This window comes from Streptomyces sp. KM273126, from assembly GCF_004337435.2.
GTDB classification, from domain to species: Bacteria; Actinomycetota; Actinomycetes; order Streptomycetales; family Streptomycetaceae; genus Streptomyces; species Streptomyces acidicola.
The window spans coordinates 1,443,546-1,466,545 of the sequence record NZ_SJXB02000002.1; the positions used below are offsets into that span (position 1 = coordinate 1,443,546).

Sequence of the window (23,000 nt, forward strand, 5' to 3'; positions counted from 1 at the left end):
AGCTCGTCGGTTCCACCCGGCTCGTCGCAGTTCACGGCACCAGCTCCAGCCCCGAGCGCAGTAGCGCAGGCACCGCGGACCCGACCCGCTCGAAGCCGGTTCCGACGGTCCGCCCCGCGAGATGACGGGCGTGGATGCCTTCGGCGATCACGGCCAGCTTGAAGCAAGCCAGCGCCTGGTAGAAGGTCAGGGTCCCGATGTCCCGGCCGGATCGCTCCGCGTACCGCTCGGCCAGCTCGCGGCCCGAGGGGAAACCGGGGTTGGACGTCGGGACGTGACCCGACCCCAGCACCGGTTCGCACACCGGTTCCCAGTACATGAGGAGCATCCCGAGGTCGGCGAGCGGGTCACCGAGGGTGGCCATCTCCCAGTCCACGATCGCGGCGATCCGCCCGAAGCCGCCCGGCGCCAGGATGGTGTTGTCCAGACGGTAGTCACCGTGCACGATCGCCGCGGCGCCGCTCTTCGGCAGCGCACGGGCCAGCCGGTCGTGCAGCGCGCCGAGTTCGGGCAGCGTCCGTGTGGCGACCCTCTCCCACTGGCCGCGCCACCGGCGCACCTGGCGTTCCAGATATCCCTCGGGACGGCCGAAGTCACCGAGCCCGACGCCGTCGGCGTCGACCGAGTGGAGCACCACCAAGGCGTCCACGAGGGCCATGGCGGCCCGTCGCGCGTCGGCGGGCCGCAGTGCGGTGGCCTCGTCACCGTCGCGCAGCACCGTGCCCTCCACGAAGTCGACGACACAGAACGGCGCGCCTATCACCGCCGGGTCCGTGCACGACAGCACGGCCCGGGCCACCGGCACTCCGGTGGGGCCGAGGGCGGCGACCACACGGTACTCGCGGTCCATGTCGTGCGCCGTCGGAGTGAGAACTCCCAGCGGCGGCCTGCGCAGCACCCAACGGTGTGTCCCGTCGGTCACCTCGTAGGTGAGATTCGAACGCCCGCCCTGCAGCAGCGCCACCCTCAACGGGCCCGCGCACCGGGGCACGTGACGCTCGAAGTAGCGCTGCAAGGCGGTCTGGTCGATGCCCGCCAGGGCCGACCCGGACGCGGTCACCGCGCGGCCCTCCGTTCGCGCGCCGCGCGTACCGCGCGCTTGGCGATGGCCCAGCGGTGCGTCTCCGACGGGCCGTCGTAGATCCGGAACGGGCGTACCTCCCGGTACAGCCGCGACAGCGGGGCGTCCCCCGAGATGCCGAGTGCGCCGCACACCTGCACGGCACGGTCGACGACCCGGTTCACGGCCTCGGAGACGTAGGTCTTGGCGATCGAGGTGTGCTGGGCGGCCGGGCGGCCCTGGTCCAGTTCCCAGCAGGCCCGCCAGAGCACCGCGCGGCCGGTCTCGATGTCGATCTCACTGTCGGCGAGCAACTGCTGCACCATGCCCAGTTCGGCCAGCGGCCTGCCGAAGGCCGACCGGTCCGCGGCACGCTCCAGGGCGATGTCCTGGGCCCTGCGGGCCGCACCCAGCCAGCGCATGCAGTGGGTCATCCGGGCGGGACCGAGGCGTACCTGCGCGTAGGCGAAGCCCTGGTCCGGTTCGCCCAGCACCGCGTCGTCGTCGACCTCGCACGCGTCGAAGACGATCTCGCTGTGCCCGCCGAACAGGCCCTGGTCCAGGGTGTCGATGTTCCGGGTGATCTTCATGCCCGGGTTGGCGGCGTCGACGAGGAACATCGTGGCCCCGCCGGGGTCCCCGGGGGTCCCGCTGGTGCGGGCCATGCAGATGGCGAAGGCGGCGCCGTCCGCGCCGCTGATGAACCACTTGCGGCCGTCGATCCGCCAGCCGCGCCCCGTCCGTGTCGCGGTGGTGGAGAGCGCACGGGGGTCCGAGCCGGCCCCTGGCGCCGGCTCGGTCATGGCGAAGCACGAGCGGGTCTCACCGGCCGCGAGCGGACGCAGATACCGCTCCTTCTGCTCCTCGGTGGCCACTGCCTCCAGCAGGTGCATGTTGCCCTCGTCGGGAGCCGCGCAGTTGAGCGCCAGTGGTCCCAGCAGTGAGTAGCCCGCCGCCTCGAACACCACGGCCTGCCCGCACAGATCGAGGCCGAGCCCGCCCCATGCGCGGCCGGCGTGCGGCGCGAACACCCCCGCCGCACGAGCCGCCTCCTGCAATCGGCGCCGCAGTGGCTCCGGCCCGGCGTGGACGTTCCCACCGGAGGCTTCTTCCTCTGGCAGCACGGTGTTCCGTACGAACTCGGTGGTGCGCCGCGCGATGTCGGCGACCCTTTCATCGATCTCGAACCCGATGGACACCTTCGCCCCCGATCTAGGCTACTGAGTATTAGCCATCACAAGGGTGAGCGGTCTGTCGTGTCAAGAGTGTGCAGGAAAAGAACAGGGCTGATCCCGAGGTCATGGCTATCAACAGATAGCTTCATCGCGACGGCCGCATCCCCGACGCCGCCTGGCACCGGGCCTGAAAACTGACGCCTCGCCACGGCGGAGTTGGACGCGGACGGCCGCCAGGCCGTCGGGGAGTCCGTTGAGGGCGTGGTCGGCTCCGCCGGCGCGGGCGGCTTGGTGAACTGTGGCGTCGCCGCCGGTCCGTGGTGCGCCGAGGGTGATGTTCTCTCGGCGGTGAGCGGCCAGCGGGTGTATTCCTGTTGAGTCATGACGATGTGCGTGGAAGGGGGTGGTTTTGCCGGAGCCGTTCTCGCCGACGAGTGCCGAGATCTCGCCGCCCTCGTGGACCAGGTCGACGTGATCGATGGCGGGCCGGTTGGTGCCGGGGGAGCGGAAGGTGGTGCCGCGGCCTCATTGCACGGACGAGATCGCCGACCGGATCACCTTCGTCACGGCTGCGGGGTCCGACACGAGTGTCAGATGCGAACCGCCGTTGTAGATGGTCACCTTGGACCGCGCACGGCTCGCCATCTTCTTCTCCGAGTCCGGAGTGATGATCTGGTCCCCGCTGCTGATGAAGTACCAGGAGGGGATTTTCTTCCACGCCGCGTATTTGGAGGGGGTGTTGAAGGCCACCGTGGTTGCGGCACGCTGCGTGGCCCACAGGTTGACCGCCTGCTCACGAGCCACACTGCTCGCGAACTTCGTGACGAACACGTTCTCCTTGAGGTACAGCGCGGACGCCTTGGACGGTGCGTTCGGGTACGGCACGGCGTCGTACAGATCGGACGGCGACCCCTTGGTCAGAACGGACGTCGGGCCACTGAGCTGCGCTGTTGTCTCCCCGACCGCCGGTGCGGCGGCGTCGACGTAGACGAGCGCCTTGACGTTGCTGACGCCCTGGGCGGCATTTGTGATCACCGATCCGCCGTAGGAGTGCCCCACCAGCACGATCGGGCCCTTGATGCTCTTGAGGAAGTACTTGACCGTCTGCGCGTCGGTCGTCAGGTTCTGCAGCGGGTTGCCGATGGCACGCACCGTGTAGCCCGCGCGGCGCAGGATACTGACCTCGCCGTTCCAACTCGACGTATCCGCCCACGCCCCGTGCACGAGGATGACCGTGGGTTTCGTCTGTTTGCCGGCCTTGTGCCCGGCGTTCGCGGCACCGTCCGGAGGGGCCGCGGCAACCATGGTGGTGACGGCGATCGCGGCTGCCGCCAGAGTCATGGGGAGATCCCGCCGCCGTGCAGTGGGCGCCATCGGAACCCTCCTTGTTCCAGCTTCACCGGAGGACGCGTTCCGACGAGAAGGAAAGGCTGGCACGCGGATCCGAGATGAAGCCCGCTGCGGCCGAACGAACGCGTCCCTGACTCTCCACACGACGGTAGCCCCACGCCGCCGCACAAGCATCTGGGCCCGAACGGTGACCAACGCGCTCTATTGCGACCCGTCCGGCCACGTCAGGGGTTCAGCCGACGAACACGCTGGCGACACGTGCGACTCGGCGGTCCGGCCGGCGATCCACTGCGGCGCCTCCGGCCGCAAGGTGAACGGGCGTCGGCGTGCACACTTACGGCGGGTGGCGCGTAGCCTCAGCCACGGCAACAGCCGCGCTCCACCACCCGGGCCGTGCCGGTCATGAGTAATGGTCGCTGTGAGGCTGATCCTTCGGAGTGGACACCCTGACAGTGGATCTTGATGGTCCAGGAAGGGACGTCCTGGTGGGGGGCCGGTGTCAATGGCCGGGCAAGACGTGCCCGGGGCCGGTCAAGGTCCGGCTGAGGAGCTGTCCTGGCTGCGGGCCGAGAACGCCCGGCTGCTCACCAGGCCCACCGCACCGGCCTGCGTCGAGCGCGAAGCGGCCGAGGACCGGGCGGTCGCGGAGATCCGCGTCATCCACTCCGAACACCACGGTGCCTGCGGCGCCCTGCTGCGTACATGCCGAACTCAGCTTCCGCAGGCGGAAGATCAACCGCAAGCGCGTGGCCCGGCTGACGCGCGTCAACCATATGGTGGGCCGGCACCTGCGGCGCAATAAGCGCACCACGATCGCGGACAAGACCGCGCCGCCCACCCCGGACCTGCTGATGCGCGACTTCACCGCGGACACGCTGAACACCGAGTGGTGCGGCGACATCGCCGTATGAAACCCGGTGTCCACTTCTGGGGATCAACCTCATGATTCGGCAACGCCATTGCGGTGAACACGCGGAACACCTTCACCCGGAAGCCCGCGTTGGCCAAGGTCAGCGCCATCCCGCCGCGTGTCGAGGGAGCAAAGGACTGGCAGTGGGAGGCTGCGCCGAAGGACGGCTTCCATGTGCTGCGGCACACCTGTGCTCCGATCATGCTGGAGGCCGGAGCGTCCGTCGTGACCTTGGCGCGGTGGCTCGGGCATTCCTCGCCCGCGATCACCCTCGGTTACTATGCTCACTTCATGCGGAGGCTGGAGACAAGGGGCGCGCTGGCATCGACGGACTGCTCGGGAAGCAGGGAGAACTGTATGCCAGTCGAAACTCCCCAGATTCTCCCCAGGGCCGTTGAGGACCGATAGGCGATGCTGCGCCTCTCCTAAGTTGGTCGTGGATTGCAAGGCTGAAGAGACGGGTGGCCTGGGAAAATGCTGAAAGAGGTCACCGTGACCCGGTACATCACGCCCCTGCGTGAGGGCGGGTCGCTGCCGGGACTGGTCGAGGCCGACGACCGCGGCACCTATGTCATGAAGTTCACCGGTGCGGGGCAGGGGCGCAAGACCCTCGTCGCGGAGGTCGTCTGCGGCGAGCTCGCCCGTCGGCTCGGACTGCGGGTGCCCGGCCTGGTGACGATCGACCTGGACCCCGTGCTGGGCCTCGGCGAGCCCGACCAGGAGGTGCAGGGCCTGCTCAAGGGGAGCGGCGGAGCCAACCTGGGCATGGACTTCCTGTCCCGCGCGATCGGCTTCGACGCCCTGGCCTTCCCGGTGAGCCCAGAAGAAGCAGGCCGGATCGTCTGGTTCGACGCCCTCGTGGGCAATGTGGACCGCTCCTGGCGCAATCCCAACCTCCTGGTGTGGCACGGCGACCTGTGGCTCATCGACCACGGCGCCACGATGATCTGGCACCACAACTGGCCCGGCGCCCGGACCCTGGCCGCGCGGCCGTACGACGCCTCAGACCACGCGCTGGCGCCCTTCGGGCCGGATGTCGCGGGCGCCGCCGACGCGTTGGCGCCCCTGGTCACCGAGGACCTGCTGGCGGAGGTCACCGCCGAGATCCCCGAGGTATGGCTGGCCGGCGAACCGGGGTTCGGCGACCCGGACGGGCTGCGGCGGGCGTACGCGGAGCAACTGCTGGCGCGGGCCGCCGTCATCCACGAACGCATCGAGGGGATCAAGTGAGCGAGCGCACCCTGGGGACCCGGCCGAGGGAGCAGGACGTCTTCGAGTACGCGCTGCTGCGGGTCGTGCCCCGCGTCGAGCGCGGCGAGTGCTTCAATGCGGGCGTACTCGTGTACTGCCGTGCCCGGTCCTTCGTGGCCGCACGTACACACCTCGACGAGACGAAGCTGCTGGCGCTGGACCCCGAGGCGGACGTCGCGGGCGTACGGGCCGCTCTGCGTGCCGTCGAGAGGGTGTGCGCCGGAGGCGAGGCGGCGGGCCAAGCCGCGCGCGACGACGCCGGGCGGCGCTTCCGCTGGCTGATCGCGCCCCGTTCCACAGTGGTCCAGCCGGGGCCCGTGCACACCGGGCTCACCGCCGACCCCGGTTCCGAGGCGGAGCGGTTGCTCGACCTCCTGGTCAAGTAATGGATCACAGGTCGCTCGTGTGCCGTTGACACCGGCTGCCAGGGCTTCTAGCGTCACGTCCGGGCAAGGTACTAAGCGGTCGCTCACTGGAACGGCGTACCGCGGGGCCGCAGGCTCACCAGAAGGTGTCCCTGGACTTCCAGGGCCGTCCACATGCTTTCCGAGGGCGAGGAGAAGCAGCAATGTCCACCACTGAGCAGCGGGTCGCCGTGGTCACGGGTGCCGCGCGCGGCATCGGCGCCGCGACCGCCGTACGACTGGCCGCGGAGGGCCGCGCCGTCGCGGTGCTCGACCTCGACGAGTCCGCGTGCAAGGACACCGTGGAGAAGATCACCGCCGCCGGCGGCAAGGCCCTCGCGGTCGGCTGCGACGTCTCCGACGAGGCACAGGTCGAGGCCGCCGTCGCCCGGATCGCCGAGGAGCTCGGGGCCCCGACGATCCTGGTGAACAACGCGGGCGTCCTCCGCGACAACCTGCTGTTCAAGATGAGCGCAACCGACTGGGACACGGTCATGAACGTGCACCTGCGGGGCGCCTTCCTGATGACCAAGGCCGTCCAGAAGTACATGGTGGACGCCAAGTTCGGCCGCGTGGTGAACCTCTCCTCGTCCTCCGCGCTCGGCAACCGCGGCCAGGTCAACTACTCGGCCGCCAAGGCAGGTCTGCAGGGCTTCACCAAGACCCTCGCCATCGAACTCGGCAAGTTCGGCGTCACCGCCAACGCCGTCGCGCCCGGCTTCATCGTCACCGACATGACCGCCGCCACCGCCGCCCGCGTCGGCATGGACTTCGAGGAGTTCCAGGCCGCTGCCGCGACCCAGATCCCCGTGCAGCGCGTCGGCACCCCGGACGACATCGCGGGCGCCATCGCCTACTTCACCGGTGACGCCGCCGGCTTCGTCTCCGGCCAGGTGCTGTACGTCGCCGGCGGACCGCTCAACTGAGACCGGAGAACCAGAACATGACTTCCGCTCAGCTCCCCGAGCCCTCCGGCAAGGTCGCGCTCATCACCGGCGCCAGCCGCGGCATCGGCTACGGCGTCGCCGAGGCGCTCGTCCGCCGCGGTGACCGCGTGTGCATCACCGGCCGCAACGAGGACGCCCTGAAGGAGGCCGTCGAGCGGCTCGGCGCCGACCGCGTCATCGGCGTCCCCGGCAAGGCCCACGACGAGGCCCACCAGGCCGTCGCCGTCGAGCGCACCATGGAGGCCTTCGGCCGCGTCGACTTCCTGGTCAACAACGCCGGCACCAACCCGGTCTTCGGCCCGATCGCCGACCTCGACCTGAACGTGGCGCGCAAGGTCTTCGAGACCAACGTCGTCTCGGCCCTCGGCTTCGCCCAGAAGACCTGGCACGCCTGGCAGAAGGACAACGGCGGAGCGATCGTCAACATCGCCTCCATCACCGGTGTCTCCGCCTCCCCGTTCATCGGCGCCTACGGCATCAGCAAGGCCGCCATGATCAACCTGACGCTGCAACTCGCGCACGAGTACGCGCCCAAGGCGCGGGTCAACGCGATCGCGCCCGCGGTGGTGAAGACCAGGTTCGCGCAGGCCCTCTACGAGGGCCGCGAGGCGGAGACCGCCGCCTCCTACCCGCTGGGGCGGCTGGGCGTGCCCTCCGACATCGGCGGTGCCGCCGCGTTCCTCACCTCGGAGCAGTCCGACTGGATCACGGGCCAGACGCTGGTGGTCGACGGCGGCATCTTCCTCAACGCCGGCGTGCACTGACGGCGGCGGTGGGTGTCCGCGCGGCACCGGAGAAACGCGCGGGCGCCCACCGGTGCGAGGCACACAAACGGAGAACACCATTGCTTCACGGCGCGGACATACTCGCTGATCACGGCCCGTTTCAGAGGCGGGGTCCAATCGGGCGAAACACTGCGGTAAGGTCTGCCCACCCTTGCGGTACGCCCGATCGAGGATGGTGCGCGTGTTCAAGCGGGACAGACGCCTGCGTCAGCTGGCAACGGTCACATCCATAACCATGGTCGCCGGATGTGGCGTCCTCTCCTCGGACTCGTCCGACGACAACCGGCCCATCGTCGTGGGGACCACCAGCACCCCGAGCACCCTGGATCCGGCGGCTGCCTGGGACAGCTCCTGGGAGTTGTTCCGCAACGTCTTCCAGACCCTGCTGAACTATTCCCCCGACGCCGCCGAGCCCCAGCCCGACGCCGCCGAGAGCTGCGCGTTCACGGACAGCTCAAGCACGGTGTACAGCTGCAAGCTCCGCGAGGGCCTGAAGTTCTCCGACGGGCACGAGCTGAACGCGGAGGCCGTCAAGTACTCCATCGACCGGGTCAAGAAGATCAACGTCAACGGCGGCCCGGCGGGCCTGCTCGGAACCCTCTCCCGAGTGCAGGCGAAGGGGGACCGCGAGGTCGTCTTCCACCTCTCCGAGCCCGACGCCACCTTCCCCTTCGTACTGTCCACGCCCGCCATGTCGATCGTCGACCCCGAGGAGTACCCCGCGGACTCGCTCCGGGAGGACGGCACGATCACCGGTTCGGGGCCGTACAACCTGGAGTCCTACGACGACGGCGACAAGGCCCGGCTCGTCCGCAACGACAGCTACCAGGGTATCGCTGACCGCAAGAACAACGCCGTCACCATCCGCTACTTCCAGCAGTCGTCGCAGATGGTCGACGCCCTCAGGAACAAGCAGATCGACGTCATCTACCGCGGTCTCCCCGCCTCCGACACCGTCGACATCCAGGCCAACGGTGAGGAGGAGGGGCTCCAGCTCATCGAGAACCCCACCACCGAGATCAGTTACCTGGTGTTCAACCCCAAGGACCCCTGGGCCAAGAACCCTGCGGTCCGCAAGGCGGTCGCCCAGGTCGTCGACCGCCCGGCGCTCGCCCACGAGGTCTACAAGGACACCGTCGAACCGCTGTACTCCATGATCCCCAGGGGTCTGGTCGGCCACACCACGGGCTTCTTCGACGACTACGGGGACCCCAGCGCGAAGAAGGCCAAGCAGATCCTTGAGGACGCGGGCATCACCGAACGCGTCCCGCTCACCCTCTGGTACACCAGCGACCGCTACGGCTCCCAGACCAAGCCCGCCTTCGAAGAGCTGAAGCGACAGCTCGACGCCTCCGGCCTGTTCACGGTGACGCTCAAGAGCCGACCCTGGAAGACGTACGTACAGGGCTACCAGAAGGGCGAGTACCCGGTGTTCGGGCGCGGCTGGTTCCCCGACTTCGCCGACGCCGACAACTTCGTCGCCCCCTTCGTGGGCGAGCAGAACGCGCTCGGTACCCCCTATGAGGCTCCCGAGATCACGGGCAACCTGCTTCCCGAGTCGCGCCGCAAGAGCGACCGCGGGGCCGTGGCCGAGGAGTTCGAGAAGGCTCAGCAGATCTTCCTGGACGACGCCCGGCTGCTGCCGCTCTGGCAGGGCAAGCAGTACGTGGCCGCCAACGAGGAGATCGCCGGCGCCGAGAAGGCCATCGACCCGGCGACGATGATGACGATGTGGGCACTGTCCTGGAAGACCAGCTGGTAACTCCGCCGATATCCCGATGACCGGCCGGTGGCCTCGCTTTCGGGCGCGGTTGTCAGTGGGCGCCTGTAGGTTCTGTGCTCGGAAGGCGGCCGTGCTCGCGCGCGGCGGCCCACGGTCGCGCGCTGTGCGGCCGTGAAGCAAGCGCACACCGGAGGAAGTTGACGTGACCGACATCGCCATGCTGCCCGAGTCCTGGCGCGGCGTCCTGGGCGAGGAGCTCCAGCAGCCCTACTTCAAGGAGCTCACCGAGTTCGTCGAGGAGGAGCGTGCGAAGGGTCCCGTCTACCCGCCCCGCGAGGAGGTCTTCGCCGCGCTGGACGCGACGCCGTATGACCGCGTGAAGGTGCTGATCCTCGGCCAGGACCCGTACCACGGCGAGGGCCAGGGCCACGGCCTGTGCTTCTCGGTGCGCCCGGGCGTGAAGACCCCGCCCTCGCTGCGGAACATCTACAAGGAGATGCAGGAGGAGCTGGGTACGTCCGTCCCGGACAACGGCTATCTGATGTCGTGGGCCGAGCAGGGCGTGCTGCTGCTCAACGCGGTGCTCACGGTCCGCGCCGGCGAGGCCAACTCGCACAAGGGCAGGGGCTGGGAGAAGTTCACCGACGCGGTGATCCGCGCGGTCGCGGACCGGTCCGACCCGGCGGTCTTCGTGCTGTGGGGGAACTACGCGCAGAAGAAGCTGCCTCTGATCGACCAGGAACGGCACGTGGTGGTGAAGGGCGCGCACCCCTCGCCGCTGTCCGCGAAGAAGTTCTTCGGGTCCCGCCCGTTCACGCAGATCAACGAGGCGGTGGCGGCGCAGGGCCACGAGCCGATCGACTGGAAGATTCCGAACCTGGGCTGACCCGGCTTCCCGCCGTACGGCCAGTGGGACCGTCACCGGCCTGGCCCAGTGGCCGTACGGAGCCGCCTGACAGTGATTGTCAGTGCCTGCCGTTAGCGTCCTGAGGGACCGACGACGAGTACGACGAGCAGGGAGGCCGCGGTGGCGGAGCAACAGGAACAGGTGGCGCCGGATGCCGTGATGACCCGGATCGGCCAGGTCGTCATGCTGCACCACGGCGGTGACGTCGACGAGGCCCGGGACCGCTTCCTGGAGCTGTGGGCGGAGATCGGCGAGGACGGAGACGCACTGCACCGCTGCACGCTGGCGCACTACATGGCGGACACGCAGCAGGACCCCGCCGACGAACTCGCCTGGGACCTGAGGGCCCTGCAGGCCGCCGGGGAGCTGACCGACGGGCGGGTGGAGGAGCACCACCACTCGCTCGCGGTGCGCGCCTTCTACCCGTCGCTGCACCTGAACCTCGCCGCTGACTACGCGAAGCTCGACCGGACGGAGGCCGCCCGCAGCCACCTCCGCCTCGCGTACGAGGCGGTCGACACCCTCGGCGACGACAGCTACGGCGACGGCATCCGCGCGGCGATGAACCGCCTGGACCTGCGACTGAACGGGCACGACTCCGCCGCCGGGCGGGAGGAGCGGCCGGGACCGCCCGGACAGCGACACTAGCTGGCTAGGTCCCGGCGCCGGGGGACCCGTCGTCAACGTCCGTAGGTGTTCTGGCAGATACCGGCCTGCGGGCTGTCGTCCGGCCACCCGCCGTACTTGCGGCCGAGGGCACACAGATCACTGGTCCTGGGCGGTTCGGCCAGCTCCCGGGGGATCGCGGTCCGGGGGTCCGGCACACGGGGCTTCGGCTGTCCCGGTGGGGCGGGGTCCGGTCGTCGGGGCTTGGCGGAGGGCGCGGTCGCCGGGGTGGAGACGGACTTCGGTGCCGCGGACGCGCTCGGGGTGGGCGTCCGCGACGGGCCGACGCGCTCCAGCGCCTCCTGGGCCGGGGCCTGCACGACCTGGGGCTCGGCGTGGCCGCCGGAGGGCGGCGCCGACGGCCGGGTGGGTGCGGGCTTCACTTCTGGTGGGGCCGGGTGCTTGATGGTCACACAGCCGGAGAGGGCCGAGACGGCTGCGGTGACCAACAGCGTCGCGGTGGTCGTCGTTCGATGCACCCGTGCCACTCTGCTGTGTCCGGACCGATTCCGGGAGAGGACGGGCCCGGGATGCCCCGCATGAGTGACGGGGTCACTCGCCTGTGGCACCGTCGAGGCGCTCCCTGAGCAGATCAGCGTGGCCGTTGTGCCGCGCGTATTCCTCGATCATGTGGTTGTAGATCCACCGCAGGGTGATGGGCTCCTCGATGAGCCGGCTCCTGCCCTCACTGACGTCGTCCAGGGCGAAGCGTGCCGCGTTGCTCCGGGCCGCCGCCATCTCGGCCTGCCAGGCGGCGTACGCGTCCTCCCAGGTGTCCGTGTCGGTGAGGTGGAACTCGCCGTCCGGGTCCTCGTCGCTGTAGTGGAGGGGCCCCGCGTCCTCGTTGGCGAGCACCCTGCGGAACCAGTTGCGCTCCACGTCCGCCATGTGCCGTACGAGACCCATGAGGGAGAGCTCGGAGGGCGGCACCGACGCGGTCCTGAGCTGTGCGTCGTCCAGGTCCGCGCACTTCAGCTCCAGCGTCTGGCGGTGGTAGTCGAGGAAACCCTCCAGCGTGGACCGTTCGTCGGCATTGGTCGCGGGGTCGGTGCGCTTGATCGTCATGATGCGCATCTTCCTGGAGCGGCTCACGCGGCACCACACATTTGCCGGAACGCCGACGGGAGCCGGTCGGTCGGCCGGGGTCAGCGGCGCAACATCCCCCTCATCAACTCCCGGAAGCTCTCCCGCAGTTCGTCCAGGGTCGGCACGGCCGCGTGGAACGAACCCGCGACGCACGCGAACATCAACCCGTCGCAGAACGCCACCATCGACAGCACGTGCCGGGCGGGGTCCCGCGAACCCGCCTCGGTGACCCACGCGGTCAGCGGATCACGAAAGCGACTCCCGGTCGCGTCGTAGAACTCCCGCAGTCCGGGCCGCCGGGTGGCTTCGAGGGCGAGTTCGTAGCGCGCGACCAGCAGGTCACGGTGACCGGTCAGGTAGCGGTGCAGGGCGAGAGCCAGCCCGTCCACGATGCCCTCGACCCCGTCGTGCCCCTCCTGGGCGGCCGGCATCTCGTCCGGCATGAGCACCTGGGCCTCCCGCTCGGCCAGCCTCCGCACGGCGATCTCCAGCAGCGCCTGCCGCGTGCGCGCATGGTTCGAGGTCGAGCCCTGAGGGAGCCCCGCCGCCTCGTCGACGGCCCGGTGGGTGAGGCCGCGCATGCCGCGCTCGGCGAGCAGGACGAGGGCGGTGTCGGCGATGAGATCGGCGCGGGAGGGGCCGGGGCTGCGTACGGGCATGAGATCAACCTACCCCGCGAACTACACCTGTAGTACGGTCGAGAGGGAAGCCAACTACAGCTGTAGTAAACGTTCGTCGGTACGGAGCGCACGAGGAGGAGCCATGACACAGCAGCGCGGCAGGTCCCACGCCGTGATCGTCGGAGGCGGCATCGGAGGACTCACCGCGGCGGTGGCCCTGCATCTGAGCGGCTGGCGCGTCACCGTCCTGGAGCGGGCCCGCTCCCTGGAGCCCGTGGGTGCCGCGATCTCCCTCGCCCCCAACTCCCTGCGCGCCCTCGACGTCATCGGACTCGGCGACGAGATCCGCGGCCTCGCCGCCTGGCAGGGCGACGGAGGGGTGCGCACACCGAGCGGCCGCTGGCTGTCGCGCGCCGACACCGCCGCCCTGACCGAACGCTTCGGCGGACCACTCGTCCTCCTCCACCGCTCCACGCTCATCGACCGACTCGCGGCCCGGCTCCCCGAGGACGCCGTACGGGTGTCCGTCCCCGCGGCCCTCACCGACCCCGGCGGCCCGGACCGGCCCGCCCGTGTCAGCACTCCCGACGGTGAACTGGAGGCCGACCTGGTCGTCGCGGCCGACGGCATCCACTCCGCCGTACGCCGCGTGCTCTTCCCTGACCACCCCGGCCCCGTCTACGCCGGGTTCACCACATGGCGCGTCGTCATCCCCGTACCGGGGCTGCACCCCGGCAACGTGACCTCGCACGAGACCTGGGGCAGGGGCCGCATCTGGGGCACTCACCCCCTCAAGGACGGCAGGGTGTACGCGTACGCCGCCGCCATGACCCCCGCCGGAGGGCACGCACCGGACGACGAGCAGGCCGTACTCGTGCGCCGGTTCGGCACCTGGCACGACCCGATCCCGCAGGTCATCGCGGCCGCGCGCCCCGAGGACGTGCTGCGCCACGACGTCCACCACATCGCCGAGCCCCTGCCCGCCTTCCACCGCGGCCGGGTGGTGCTGCTCGGGGACGCCGCGCACGCCATGCCGCCGACCCTCGGGCAGGGCGGCAACCAGGCCGTCGAGGACGCGATCGTGCTGGCCGCCCACAGCGGGGACCTCGCCGCGTACACGGCCGCACGACTGCCCCGTACGACGGAGATCGCACGCAAGGCGGTGGGCGTCGCCCGGCTCAACATGATGTCCGGCCGGGTCGGCACGGCCGTACGCGACGCGATGGTCGCCGCGCTGTCCAAGGCCGCGCCCGGCGTCCTCCTGCGGAGCTTCGGCGGGATCGCCGACTGGTGCCCGCCCCAGCCGCCGTATGCTTCGGACGAGGCACGTGCCGGCACGCCCCGGAAGCCCTACGAGTAGCCCTGCGCCCAGGTGGCGCTGGACGGGAGATCCCTGTGAAGGTCGGCTGCATCGGACTCGGCGACATCGCGCGGAAGGCGTACCTGCCGGTGCTCGGCAGCCAGCCCGGGGTCGAACTGCACCTGCAGACGCGGACGCCCGCGACGCTCGACCGGGTCGCCGACGGCCTTCACCTCCCCGCGGCGCAGCGGCACGCGGACCTCGACTCCCTGCTCGCCCAGGACCTCGACGCGGCCTTCGTCCACGCGCCCACCGAGGTCCACCCGGAGATCGTCGCGCGGCTCCTTGAGGCGGGCATACCGACGTACGTCGACAAGCCGCTCGCGTACGAACTCGCCGATTCCGAACGCCTGGTGGGGCTCGCCGAGGAGCGCGACGTCGGGCTGGCGGTGGGCTTCAACCGGCGTTACGCACCCGGGTACGCACAGTGCGCGGACCACCCGCGCGAGCTGATCCTGATGCAGAAGAACCGCGTCGGGCTGCCCGAGGCGCCGCGCACGATGATCCTCGACGACTTCATCCACGTCGTCGACACCCTGCGGTTCCTGGCGCCCGGACCGGTCGACGACGTGACCGTGCGCGCCCGCGTCGAGCACGGACTGCTGCACCACGTCGTGCTCCAACTGTCCGGCGACGGCTTCACGGCGCTCGGGGTGATGAACCGGCTGAGCGGCTCCGCCGAGGAGATCCTGGAGGTGTCGGGGCAGGACACCAAACGCCAGGTCGTCAACCTCGCCGAGGTCATCGACCACAAGGGGCAGCCGACCGTGCGGCGGCGCGGCGACTGGGTGCCGGTCGCCCGGCAGCGGGGGGTGGAGCAGGCCGTGCTCGCCTTCCTCGACGCCGTCCGCGCGGGCAGAGTGCTCAGCGCCCGTGACGCACTGGCGACTCACGAACTGTGTGAGCGGGTGGTGCGGGTGGTGGAGGAGTCGTTCTCCTGAGCCGCACGGCCCGCCCGCCCTCGACGGCGCCCAGCGCGACCAGCACCAGCACGGACGCGTGCACCGGCCAGGCGCCGAACCGGACGTATGGAGTGACACCGTCCGCCAGCGGCACCTGATACACCGCTGCCGTGCTCGCGCTCGTGCCGAGCCAGAAGCCGATGCGTTCGCCGCTCGGGCCGTAGACCGCGGAGACGCCGGTGAGCGTCGCGTGCACCATCGGGCGGCCGGTCTCGGCGGCCCGCAGCGCGGCCAGCGACGCGTGCTGCTCGGGGGCCCAGCTGTGCTGGAAGGTGGACGTCGACGACTGGGCGACCAGCAGATCGGCGCCGTCCCGCGCGAGATTGCGGCTCATGTCGGGGAAGGCCGACTCGAAGCACACCATCGGGCCCACCTTCAGCCCGTGCCCCACATCCATGACGACCTGTTTGGTCCCGCGCATACGATCCTCGCCCGCCGCCTTGCCGACCGAGGTGGCCCAGCCGAGGAGCGGACGGAAGGGTATGTACTCGCCGAAGGGGACCAGCCGCATCTTGTCGTAGCGGTCACCGGTGAGGCCCTGAGGGCCGACGAGCACCGAGCTCTTGTATATGCCGGGGTGGCCGGCGCGGCGGGCGTCGACGTTCACCAGGATGTCCGCCCCCGTCTCGCGGGACAGGGCGGCGACACGGCCCGCGAGGTCGGGGCGGTGGGTGAGGTCGTAGCCGACGCTGCTCTCGCCCCAGACGATCAGGTCCAGGTCGCGCCCGGCGAGCCCGCGGGTGAGGACCTCCTCGCGGGCGAACCGCTGCTCCGGGCCCGCGATGACACCGGGCTGCACGACGCCGATCCGCGCCTGCCCGACCACGTCGGGCCGCGGCGACCACACCCAGGCCGCCGAGGTGACGGCGACGGTCGCGGCGAGCCCGGCGACCGCGGGGACACGGGACCGCCGCACCGCGACGAGCACGGTGACCGCGACGTTGACCGCCACCACCAGGAAGCTGAGCAGCCACACACCGCCGACCGAGGCCAGCCGCAGCGCGGGCTCCACCTGCCACTGGCTGGACCCGAGCAGCCCCCACGGCCCGCCCAGTCCCTGCCAGGACCGTACGAGCTCCACCATCAGCCAGCCCGACGGCAGCACGACCACTGCGGCCGCCACCCGCCCGGCCGAGGGCGCACCGGCCAGGAACCGGCGCACCAGCCAGCCCCAGGGCGCCCACAGCACACCCATCAGCGCGGCTATCACGAAGATGAACACGTGCAGGCTCGGCAGCAGCCAGTGGTGCACGGCCACCAGGAAACCGAAACCGCCCAGCCAGCCGTCGTACGCGGCCCGCCTGCCCGTGGGCGCCGAGCGGGCCAGCAGCATCCAGGGCACCAGGGCGACGTACGCGAACCACCACAGGGACGGCGCCGGGAACGCGAACATCGGCAGGGCCCCGGACGACGCGGCCAGCAGTCCGCGCCGCCACGGGGAGGCCAGCCAGTGATCGGGCATCTTCATGGAGCGCCTCCCTCCCCGGTGGTGCGTACCTCCAGTGTGCGCGCGGCGGACGATCTCCGACAGGTGGTCTCCGGCCACGGTGGTCTCCGGCCACGGCGATCTCCGCGTGAGGGCGGCTTGAAGGCGGCTCAGGGTCGGCTGTGGGCGGCTTGGGGTGGGCTCAGGGCCGGCTGGGGGCGGCTTGGGGTCGGCTTGGAGGCCGTTCAGGGCATGGCGGGCCTTTGGCCGGGGGCCAGGCTCAGGGCATGGCGGGCTGCCGGTCGGGCGCGTGGCGCCACTTCTCCCGGACCACCACCTCGCGCAGCCGCCAGCCCTCGTACGTACGCACCAGGGCGAAGGCGTAACGGCCGCCGCACACGAAATCGGGGGCCGTGGACCCGCTGTCGTGGCCGGCGAACCGCATCGGGTTGATGTAGTCCGCCTGGACGCGGGCGGTGTCGCCCGTGTCGTGCTCCAGGGAGCCGAAGCGGATGCGCCGGTTGACGATCAGGTGCTGCCGCATGGGGAACAGCTCCATGCTCCGCGTGAGCCATCCGCCGACCTCGGCTGCGTCCCCCTCGATGCCTCCGGCCGAGCGGTAGTCCGCGCGCCCGCCCGGGGCGAACAACCCTTGGTACGTCTCCCAGTCGCCGTCGTCCACGGCGACGGCGTATTCGGTGATCACCTCGTCCACGGCGAGCCGGTCCATCACGGTAGCGAGATCCACACGCTGCGTCATCGGCTCAGTGTTGAGGGAGAGGGCGGGCCACGCCAAGGGGCCTGCAGGGGGATATTCGGTGGCAACGGGGTGCTGCGACGGCGCAGGCTCCGATCGCACGGGCCACCCGGCTGGAACGGCTTTCGATATCGCCGCCCTCAAAGGCCGCCGTCAATATCGAAATTCTACTGACAAGACAGGACTGATCGTCCCATAACTTCACGACCCTGGGTAAAAGTCCAAACGTCGTTGCCAGCGCGGTCGTTGCGGGTAACGTCGCCGCTATGAGTCATGAAATCCGCATAGACCGTGCCCCCGCTTCCGCGGGCGGCATCCAGATCACCGTCAGTCTTTCCCCCGCGGTTTTGGCGAAACTCCAACAGGACGGCTCCTGGAGTGAAGCGATCAGCGAAGGCCAGGTCACCGGGGACGGACCGGCCATCAGCCGGATCGAGTTCAAGGTTCCGTAAGAGACAGGCGCCGTTCGGCGTAAAGGGGGGCGTCGGCCGACTCTGGCCAGGTCGCCGACGCCCGCCGTGTCTGGCCTGGGCGAGTATGAGTCGCCGCTGTGCACGGACCGATATCTCAAGGGGTGCAGATCGCAGGTGCAGATCGCAGGGGATGTAGATATCAGGGGGTGTAGGAGGAGCATAAGAAAGTGCGGTTCCCGCCTTCGAGGGCGGCGAATGGGATTTCGCTGTGCCGCTGGGCCGGGACTGTATGAGTATGAGTGGTTCCGAAGTAATGATGGGTGGGCGAGGAGGCGTGTATACACGTCCGCGTGTTCGCGTGTCCCTGTTCCCCATCCACCACGCTTCCCGTTGCTCCCATTATCAAGATGTTGCAAATGCGGCCGTGGATTCCCTCACGCCGGGCCTCACCGAGGAAATTGGACCGAACCATGGGCGCGGAGGCTCAGCCGAGGCTCACGGCATCGGGGTTCTTCTCCTGCAGCCGCTGGAAGGCCGTGGGTATGGGCCGGTGCTGCAGGAACTCCTTGATGAGGCGGGCGCACTGGTCGGGATCGGCGCGACTGGTGTCGCACTCGACGTCGTACACGCCATGCGCGTGGACCTGCGCCAGCTGCCGTACGGCCAGACCGGGCGGCCGGTCACCACGCTTGCGCTCTCGCCGCTCGACCTCGTCGCGCGGGCAGCGCACTCCTACGAACACGACGTCCTGCGGCACGAAGAGATCGAGACAGTCCCGCAGCCGCCACTCCTCGCTCAACACGTGGTCCACGACGACGTTGTTGCCGGCGGCGGCCATTCCGGCCACCGCTCGGTGATAGCCGCGCCAGGTGTTGTGCAGAACGGTGGTGAGCTGCTCGGGTGGCATCTCCTGACGCGTCCGCATCGCGTGGAACGCATCTACCGGCAGGTGGAAGTACGGCTCGTCGAGGATCCGGAGCAACTCGTTGGCGATGCTCGACTTGCCCGAGCTGGACGTGCCGTTCAGGAAGATGACGGTCCCCCGTGACGCGCCGGGATCCGGATGCCGGTCGTCGAGCTCCGAGCAGGACGCCTCGCTCAAACTGTGCCCCCCTCAAGCCGCCTCGATGATCTCTCCGCGTATCGCCGCCGCCCACTTGACGACCAGCAGCTCGTACTCGGCCCGCTCCTGCGCGGACAGCGAGCCGCCCGCACGCATCCACAGCGCTCGGATCTGCTCGTTTAAGTCGGCAGCGGACCGCACGGAACCAGGGGTCATGGAATCGGGGGACATGCCGACCAGCGTAGGGGCAAGGACTGACAGTGCGCTACCGCGCCGCTACTCGTGTGGTATGTGGTTGGTCACGATGCGGACTTCGGGCCCTCGGCCGGTCGGTCCACGGGGTTCGTCAGCCGGTCCGGACGACGACGCGGCGGCCCTCTTGGCGGGTCTCATGGTCGACCCGGTGAACACGCCCGTGTGCACCTCGATCGCCGCGGCGCCGAAGCCGGTGTTCAGCAGCAGGTTGCGGTTGCGGCGGGCGGCACGCGCGATGGCGACCAGGTCTGCGCGGGCGTGCAGGACGGTGCGGGCGAGGGCGGGATCGGCGGAGTCGATGACGACGGTGTCCCAGTCGTGGCCCACCAGCAGGATCCGCCCTCCGGGCACAAGAGACCTGCGGGCCTCTGTCAAAGCCCGCTCAGGCCGGGCCAGCTCGTGGAACGCCTTGTCGGCCCGGTAGCCGTCCACCGAGGCGTCCGGCCCGTTCCGCCCGCTGCCCCGTGTCATCCGGCCGGGGCCTTCGTCATGTTGGAGGCCTGTGTGACCGGCGTCCGGGTTCGTCTCCTTGAAGATCGACACGTCGCGGCTCGTGGAGCCGGGCGGCTACCGCATCGTGCGTTCCCGTACGGGACGGGCGAGTCGTATGACCCGTTGGGCATGCTCCCCGCCGACCAGCCTGACGGGACTGTGGTCTCGGACTGGGCGTCTGACGACCGGTCGGGCTGATCCGGCAGCGCATCGTAGGGTGGGGCGAGTTGCACGCGATGGTCCAGTGGGAGGCCGTGCGGCTACAGCGAGTTGCGCGACCAGTTCGTCCGGGACCCGCTCGGGACGCCGGACATGACTGCCACGGACCATCGGCCGCCGAGCACCAGGATGCAGTGACTCACCAAGGGGCACGGCATCTTCGTCTACCCGGACGTGCCGTTGGCGTTGCGCGTCTCCCACAGCGACGGCGTGGCCCGGCTGCTGGTGCTCGCCGAGTTCAAGCGTTCGTCCACCCAACGAAGGGGCCCTGACCATGGCTACACCGATGACCGCCGCCCAGTTCAGACAGGCACTCCTCAACGAGGGCGCCAACGTCGTCGAGGTGGGCGACTGGGAGACCCACAACCGCAACCGCATGGGCCCGTGGGGGCCCGTGAACGGGGTGATGGTCCACCACACGGTGACGTCCGGGTCGGCGCGCACGGTGGAGCTCTGCCGCAACGGTCACTCGTCGCTGCCGGGCCCGCTGTGCCACGGGGTGATCACGAAGGACGGCAAGGTCCATCTGGTCGGCTACGGGCGGGCGAACCACGCCGGCCTGGGCGACCCGGATGTCCTCCAGGCCGTCATCGCCGAGCGCGCCCTGCCGGCAGACAACGAGGCCGGCGTGGACGGCAACCGGCACTTCTACGGCTTCGAGTGCGAGAACCTCGGCGACGGCAAGGACCCGTGGCCGGATGCGCAGCTCCTCGCGATAGAGAAGGTGGCGGCGGCGATCTGCCGACATCACGGCTGGTCGGGGCGTTCGGTGATCGGTCATCTGGAGTGGCAGCCGGGCAAGGTGGACCCCCGCGGGTTCACGATGAGTTCGATGCGGGAGCGGGTCGCGAAGCGGCTCGGCGAGGCCCCGCCGAAGGCCACGCCGCCGAAGCCCACGGTTCCGGTGGTGGATCTGTCGAAGCTCGTCGCGGCGGCCAAGAGCGACCCGGCACGGTCGGGGACGCCGGTCACGTACAGCGGCGTGAAGGTGGTGGAGGCGGCGTTGGTGGATGCCGGGCTGCTCGAAAAGAAGTACAGCGACGGGCACTTCGGGTCGGCGACGGTCGACGCGTACGCGAAGTGGCAGCGGCGCCTGGGGTATTCGGGCCCGGCGGCGGACGGCATCCCTGGCAAGACCTCGCTGACCAAGCTCGGCAAGACGTACGGCTTCACCGTCGTCGCCTGAGCCTGGAAGAACGAACCCATACAGATCTCGGCGTAGTTGAGGCCCTCGTGGGCGGCCTCGCCGCGGGTGCGGCTGCTGTGACGGCTGCGGCGCAGGATGGTCAGATCGCCTGCGAGAGTGGGTGACTGCGGGCATCGCGGTGCTCAGTGCGCTCTGGCTGACGTGGGCGGTACCGAACCGGCAGGCACCGAAGCTCTCCGCGCCGCCTCCGTCGGAGGCTTGATTCCGCCTCATGAGCGCGTCGGGGAAAGGGCGGTGGCGTGGACGCGGCCATGGTGACGGCGATCGGCGCGCTGATCGCGGGGCCCGTGGCCGCCATCGCCGTCGCATACGGCACCCGCGATGCGAACCGGGGGGCCAGGGAGGCCGGCGCAGCGACGGGATACGGCAGCCTCACTCAGCGTCTCATCGCCGAGCGGGACAAGGCGGAGGTGGATCAGGCGGAGGCTGATCAGACGAAGGCGGAGGCCCGCGTCGAGGTTCTCGAACTGGATGCCAGCCGGCTGCGGTTGCTGGTGACACGGTTCGGGGGTGCGCCGTGACGCGGACCGATCTGACCGCTGGAGGCGTGGTGGCCGAGCCTGTACTGGTGCGTAGGAGACTCAGCCTTCGCGACGTTCGACGGTGCCAGTTGCCTGGGCGGGGCGCGTGAATCCTTGCGCTGCGTGAGCAGATACAGGAGGTAAGCGGCGGCGCCGAAGCCCGCGCCCGCCGCCGACATTCTTCCCCGGTGCCCGGCGGCGGGTCACCGCACCAGATCGGTGAGCGGCACGTTGAGGACCGTGGGCGTACCCGTCGGGCTGGGCCCGGTCCGTAACACGCCTGTCTGCCGTGAGCATCTCCCGGGTGGTTCCCCTCACCCTGGTCTCCTGGCGAATGATTACGGCCCCCGCAGAGCGTGAGTGCTCTGAGGGGGCCGTTTTCGTACGTACCGGACTGGGAGCGGGAGACGACAGCGAGATGATCCAGTCGGGCGGGCTCGAAAGTTGGCGAATCTCCTCTAGTTGCCTCTAGCCCCGACTGGGCGAAGCTCGCGATCGACTTCCCGGATCAGCCCGCCGAGTCGGCCGCGTGAGGACTCAGTACACCCACGCTGACCAGCACAATGATCACCACTCCGAGGGCGATGCGGTACCAGACGAACGGCATGAAGCTCTTGGTGGAGATGAACTTCATGAACCAGGCGATCACCGCATAACCGACCGCGAACGCCACGAACGTGGCGAAGAGCGTCGGGCCCCAGGCGACGTGGCCCCCCTCCAACGCGTCCTTCAGTTCGTAGCCGCCCGAGGCGAGCACCGCCGGGATGGCGAGGAGGAAGGAGTAGCGGGCCGCGGCCTCACGCTTGTAGCCCATGAGGAGGCCGCCGCTGATCGTGGCGCCGGAACGGGAGACGCCCGGGATGAGGGCCATGGCCTGGCACATGCCGTAGATCAGGCCGTCCCGGACGGTCAGCTGGTCGAGCGTCTTGCGTTGCTTGGGCACCCGGTGCTTCCCGGCCGCCTCGTCGCGGGCGGCCAGCCGGTCCGCCACGCCGAGGACGATACCCATGACGATCAGCATCGTGGCGGTGATGCGCAGATCGCGGAACGGCCCCTCGATCTGGTCCTTGAGCGTCACGCCGAGCAGACCGATCGGGATGGAGCCGATGATCACCAGCCAGCCCATCTGGGCATCGTGGTCGCTGCGCATCTCCTTGTTCACCAGCGAGCGGGACCACGCCGAGATGATGTTCACGATGTCCTTGCGGAAGTAGATCAGCACAGCGGCTTCCGTGCCGATCTGTGTGATCGCCGTGAAGGCGGCACCGGGGTCCTCCCAGCCGGAGAACGCGGCGGTCAGGCGCAGGTGCGCACTTGAGGAGACGGGGAGGAACTCCGTCAGCCCCTGGACGAGTCCGAGGATGAGGGATTCAAACCAAGACATGGAGTTAGGTGGTCCAAGCGCTGCTCGTGGGAGGGCCGACGGACACGCCGTGGCCGC

The 23,000-nt window shown here is 69.8% G+C and carries 25 protein-coding genes and 1 pseudogene; 14 read left to right on the plus strand and 12 right to left on the minus strand.

All coding sequences use genetic code 11. The features are described from left to right. Positions 1 to 31: 31 nt before the first annotated feature. From E0500_RS36955 to E0500_RS36965, 3 genes are all read right to left on the minus strand, one after another. Positions 32 to 1,060, minus strand: coding sequence for a phosphotransferase family protein (locus E0500_RS36955; protein WP_131565189.1), 1,029 nt, complete (start codon positions 1,058 to 1,060; stop codon positions 32 to 34). After that, positions 1,057 to 2,259, minus strand: a complete 1,203-nt coding sequence (locus E0500_RS36960) for an acyl-CoA dehydrogenase family protein (protein ID WP_181587356.1) — start codon at positions 2,257 to 2,259, stop codon at positions 1,057 to 1,059. Before E0500_RS36960 ends, E0500_RS36955 begins: the two co-directional genes overlap by 4 nt. A gap of 501 nt (positions 2,260 to 2,760) precedes the next feature. After that, on the minus strand, positions 2,761 to 3,609 hold the full coding sequence (locus tag E0500_RS36965) for an alpha/beta hydrolase (RefSeq protein WP_258573746.1): 849 nt from the start codon (positions 3,607 to 3,609) through the stop codon (positions 2,761 to 2,763). Between the two features lie 571 nt (positions 3,610 to 4,180). On the opposite strand from E0500_RS36965, the pseudogene E0500_RS36970 reads away from it, so the two are divergent. The 9 genes and pseudogenes from E0500_RS36970 to E0500_RS37010 all read left to right on the plus strand — a co-directional run. Continuing rightward, positions 4,181 to 4,487, plus strand: a pseudogene (locus E0500_RS36970) (IS3 family transposase); the annotation flags it as partial. A gap of 209 nt (positions 4,488 to 4,696) precedes the next feature. Then, a complete protein-coding gene (locus E0500_RS36975) occupies positions 4,697 to 4,903 on the plus strand; it encodes a hypothetical protein (RefSeq protein ID WP_258573903.1) in 207 nt (68 codons plus the stop codon). A gap of 66 nt (positions 4,904 to 4,969) precedes the next feature. Continuing rightward, positions 4,970 to 5,725 (plus strand): HipA family kinase, encoded by a 756-nt coding sequence (locus tag E0500_RS36980; RefSeq protein WP_131565197.1) that lies wholly within the window; start codon positions 4,970 to 4,972, stop codon positions 5,723 to 5,725. Next, complete coding sequence (locus tag E0500_RS36985) at positions 5,722 to 6,132, plus strand: DUF3037 domain-containing protein (RefSeq protein ID WP_309505280.1); 411 nt, start codon at positions 5,722 to 5,724, stop codon at positions 6,130 to 6,132. The genes E0500_RS36980 and E0500_RS36985 overlap by 4 nt, the downstream gene beginning before the upstream one ends. 182 nt (positions 6,133 to 6,314) lie before the next feature. Further along, complete coding sequence (gene fabG, locus E0500_RS36990; RefSeq protein ID WP_131565201.1) at positions 6,315 to 7,076, plus strand: 3-oxoacyl-ACP reductase FabG; 762 nt, start codon at positions 6,315 to 6,317, stop codon at positions 7,074 to 7,076. A gap of 17 nt (positions 7,077 to 7,093) precedes the next feature. Further along, positions 7,094 to 7,861, plus strand: coding sequence for an SDR family oxidoreductase (locus E0500_RS36995; RefSeq protein ID WP_131565203.1), 768 nt, complete (start codon positions 7,094 to 7,096; stop codon positions 7,859 to 7,861). Positions 7,862 to 8,063: 202 nt separating this feature from the next. After that, complete coding sequence (locus E0500_RS37000) at positions 8,064 to 9,644, plus strand: ABC transporter substrate-binding protein (RefSeq protein ID WP_131565205.1); 1,581 nt, start codon at positions 8,064 to 8,066, stop codon at positions 9,642 to 9,644. Between the two features lie 163 nt (positions 9,645 to 9,807). Next, positions 9,808 to 10,491, plus strand: coding sequence for a uracil-DNA glycosylase (gene ung, locus E0500_RS37005; protein WP_131565207.1), 684 nt, complete (start codon positions 9,808 to 9,810; stop codon positions 10,489 to 10,491). A 141-nt stretch (positions 10,492 to 10,632) separates the two neighbouring features. Next, positions 10,633 to 11,160, plus strand: a complete 528-nt coding sequence (locus E0500_RS37010) for a tetratricopeptide repeat protein (protein ID WP_131565210.1) — start codon at positions 10,633 to 10,635, stop codon at positions 11,158 to 11,160. A 32-nt stretch (positions 11,161 to 11,192) separates the two neighbouring features. Here the strand turns inward: E0500_RS37010 and E0500_RS37015 are convergent, their stop codons facing one another. From E0500_RS37015 to E0500_RS37025, 3 genes are all read right to left on the minus strand, one after another. Continuing rightward, a complete protein-coding gene (locus tag E0500_RS37015; RefSeq protein ID WP_181587357.1) occupies positions 11,193 to 11,657 on the minus strand; it encodes a hypothetical protein in 465 nt (154 codons plus the stop codon). 73 nt (positions 11,658 to 11,730) lie between these two features. Then, on the minus strand, positions 11,731 to 12,243 hold the full coding sequence (locus E0500_RS37020; protein WP_131564293.1) for a DinB family protein: 513 nt from the start codon (positions 12,241 to 12,243) through the stop codon (positions 11,731 to 11,733). An 80-nt stretch (positions 12,244 to 12,323) separates the two neighbouring features. Continuing rightward, on the minus strand, positions 12,324 to 12,923 hold the full coding sequence (locus E0500_RS37025) for a TetR/AcrR family transcriptional regulator (RefSeq protein ID WP_131564295.1): 600 nt from the start codon (positions 12,921 to 12,923) through the stop codon (positions 12,324 to 12,326). Between the two features lie 103 nt (positions 12,924 to 13,026). Here E0500_RS37025 and E0500_RS37030 point away from each other — a divergent pair, with 103 nt between their 5' ends. Together E0500_RS37030 and E0500_RS37035 are read left to right on the plus strand one after the other, a co-directional pair. Continuing rightward, positions 13,027 to 14,244 (plus strand): FAD-dependent monooxygenase, encoded by a 1,218-nt coding sequence (locus E0500_RS37030; RefSeq protein ID WP_131564297.1) that lies wholly within the window; start codon positions 13,027 to 13,029, stop codon positions 14,242 to 14,244. 35 nt (positions 14,245 to 14,279) lie between these two features. Further along, a complete protein-coding gene (locus tag E0500_RS37035) occupies positions 14,280 to 15,185 on the plus strand; it encodes a Gfo/Idh/MocA family protein (protein WP_131564299.1) in 906 nt (301 codons plus the stop codon). Here E0500_RS37035 and lnt read toward each other — a convergent pair. Then, on the minus strand, positions 15,109 to 16,674 hold the full coding sequence (gene lnt, locus E0500_RS37040; protein ID WP_131564301.1) for an apolipoprotein N-acyltransferase: 1,566 nt from the start codon (positions 16,672 to 16,674) through the stop codon (positions 15,109 to 15,111). The two genes, E0500_RS37035 and lnt, sit on opposite strands and share 77 nt — an antisense overlap. Before the next feature lie 238 nt (positions 16,675 to 16,912). After that, on the minus strand, positions 16,913 to 17,392 hold the full coding sequence (locus E0500_RS37045) for a nuclear transport factor 2 family protein (protein WP_131564303.1): 480 nt from the start codon (positions 17,390 to 17,392) through the stop codon (positions 16,913 to 16,915). 263 nt (positions 17,393 to 17,655) lie between these two features. On the opposite strand from E0500_RS37045, the gene E0500_RS37050 reads away from it, so the two are divergent. Then, positions 17,656 to 17,841, plus strand: a complete 186-nt coding sequence (locus tag E0500_RS37050) for a hypothetical protein (protein ID WP_131564305.1) — start codon at positions 17,656 to 17,658, stop codon at positions 17,839 to 17,841. 445 nt (positions 17,842 to 18,286) lie between these two features. On the opposite strand, the gene E0500_RS37055 is transcribed toward E0500_RS37050, so the two are convergent. From E0500_RS37055 to E0500_RS37065, 3 genes are read right to left on the minus strand one after another with little or no spacing between them, the layout of a single operon-like run. Continuing rightward, positions 18,287 to 18,904 carry a chloramphenicol phosphotransferase CPT family protein gene (locus tag E0500_RS37055; protein WP_131564307.1) on the minus strand — a complete coding sequence of 206 codons (618 nt, stop codon included), beginning with the start codon at positions 18,902 to 18,904 and terminating at the stop codon, positions 18,287 to 18,289. Between the two features lie 12 nt (positions 18,905 to 18,916). Further along, positions 18,917 to 19,096: a hypothetical protein gene (locus E0500_RS37060; protein ID WP_131564309.1), complete on the minus strand. Its 180-nt coding sequence runs from the start codon at positions 19,094 to 19,096 to the stop codon at positions 18,917 to 18,919. A 45-nt stretch (positions 19,097 to 19,141) separates the two neighbouring features. Further along, on the minus strand, positions 19,142 to 19,591 hold the full coding sequence (locus E0500_RS37065) for a methyltransferase domain-containing protein (protein ID WP_131564311.1): 450 nt from the start codon (positions 19,589 to 19,591) through the stop codon (positions 19,142 to 19,144). A 514-nt stretch (positions 19,592 to 20,105) separates the two neighbouring features. Here E0500_RS37065 and E0500_RS37070 point away from each other — a divergent pair. Further along, entirely contained in the window at positions 20,106 to 21,017 is a 912-nt protein-coding gene (locus E0500_RS37070; RefSeq protein ID WP_131564313.1) for an N-acetylmuramoyl-L-alanine amidase, read from the plus strand. 260 nt (positions 21,018 to 21,277) lie between these two features. Next, on the plus strand, positions 21,278 to 21,559 hold the full coding sequence (locus tag E0500_RS37075) for a hypothetical protein (RefSeq protein WP_131564315.1): 282 nt from the start codon (positions 21,278 to 21,280) through the stop codon (positions 21,557 to 21,559). A gap of 508 nt (positions 21,560 to 22,067) precedes the next feature. Here the strand turns inward: E0500_RS37075 and E0500_RS37080 are convergent. Further along, the gene (locus E0500_RS37080; protein ID WP_131564317.1) at positions 22,068 to 22,943 is read right to left on the minus strand and encodes an undecaprenyl-diphosphate phosphatase; all 876 of its coding nucleotides are present in this window, start codon (positions 22,941 to 22,943) and stop codon (positions 22,068 to 22,070) included. Between the last annotated feature and the right edge of the window lie 57 nt (positions 22,944 to 23,000).

What these genes read in the sequence shown, in the direction of transcription:
- E0500_RS36965 (WP_258573746.1), bottom strand. Translation starts at nt 3,609, where the DNA reads ATGGCGCCCACTGCACGGCGGCGGGATCTCCCCATGACTCTGGCGGCA.
- E0500_RS36975 (WP_258573903.1), top strand. Translation starts at nt 4,697, where the DNA reads ATGCTGGAGGCCGGAGCGTCCGTCGTGACCTTGGCGCGGTGGCTCGGG.
- E0500_RS36980 (WP_131565197.1), top strand. Translation starts at nt 4,970, where the DNA reads ATGCTGAAAGAGGTCACCGTGACCCGGTACATCACGCCCCTGCGTGAG.
- fabG (WP_131565201.1), top strand. Translation starts at nt 6,315, where the DNA reads ATGTCCACCACTGAGCAGCGGGTCGCCGTGGTCACGGGTGCCGCGCGC.
- E0500_RS36995 (WP_131565203.1), top strand. Translation starts at nt 7,094, where the DNA reads ATGACTTCCGCTCAGCTCCCCGAGCCCTCCGGCAAGGTCGCGCTCATC.
- E0500_RS37020 (WP_131564293.1), bottom strand. Translation starts at nt 12,243, where the DNA reads ATGACGATCAAGCGCACCGACCCCGCGACCAATGCCGACGAACGGTCC.
- E0500_RS37025 (WP_131564295.1), bottom strand. Translation starts at nt 12,923, where the DNA reads ATGCCCGTACGCAGCCCCGGCCCCTCCCGCGCCGATCTCATCGCCGAC.
- E0500_RS37030 (WP_131564297.1), top strand. Translation starts at nt 13,027, where the DNA reads ATGACACAGCAGCGCGGCAGGTCCCACGCCGTGATCGTCGGAGGCGGC.
- lnt (WP_131564301.1), bottom strand. Translation starts at nt 16,674, where the DNA reads ATGAAGATGCCCGATCACTGGCTGGCCTCCCCGTGGCGGCGCGGACTG.
- E0500_RS37045 (WP_131564303.1), bottom strand. Translation starts at nt 17,392, where the DNA reads ATGACGCAGCGTGTGGATCTCGCTACCGTGATGGACCGGCTCGCCGTG.
- E0500_RS37050 (WP_131564305.1), top strand. Translation starts at nt 17,656, where the DNA reads ATGAGTCATGAAATCCGCATAGACCGTGCCCCCGCTTCCGCGGGCGGC.
- E0500_RS37060 (WP_131564309.1), bottom strand. Translation starts at nt 19,096, where the DNA reads ATGTCCCCCGATTCCATGACCCCTGGTTCCGTGCGGTCCGCTGCCGAC.
- E0500_RS37065 (WP_131564311.1), bottom strand. Translation starts at nt 19,591, where the DNA reads ATGACACGGGGCAGCGGGCGGAACGGGCCGGACGCCTCGGTGGACGGC.
- E0500_RS37070 (WP_131564313.1), top strand. Translation starts at nt 20,106, where the DNA reads ATGGCTACACCGATGACCGCCGCCCAGTTCAGACAGGCACTCCTCAAC.
- E0500_RS37080 (WP_131564317.1), bottom strand. Translation starts at nt 22,943, where the DNA reads ATGTCTTGGTTTGAATCCCTCATCCTCGGACTCGTCCAGGGGCTGACG.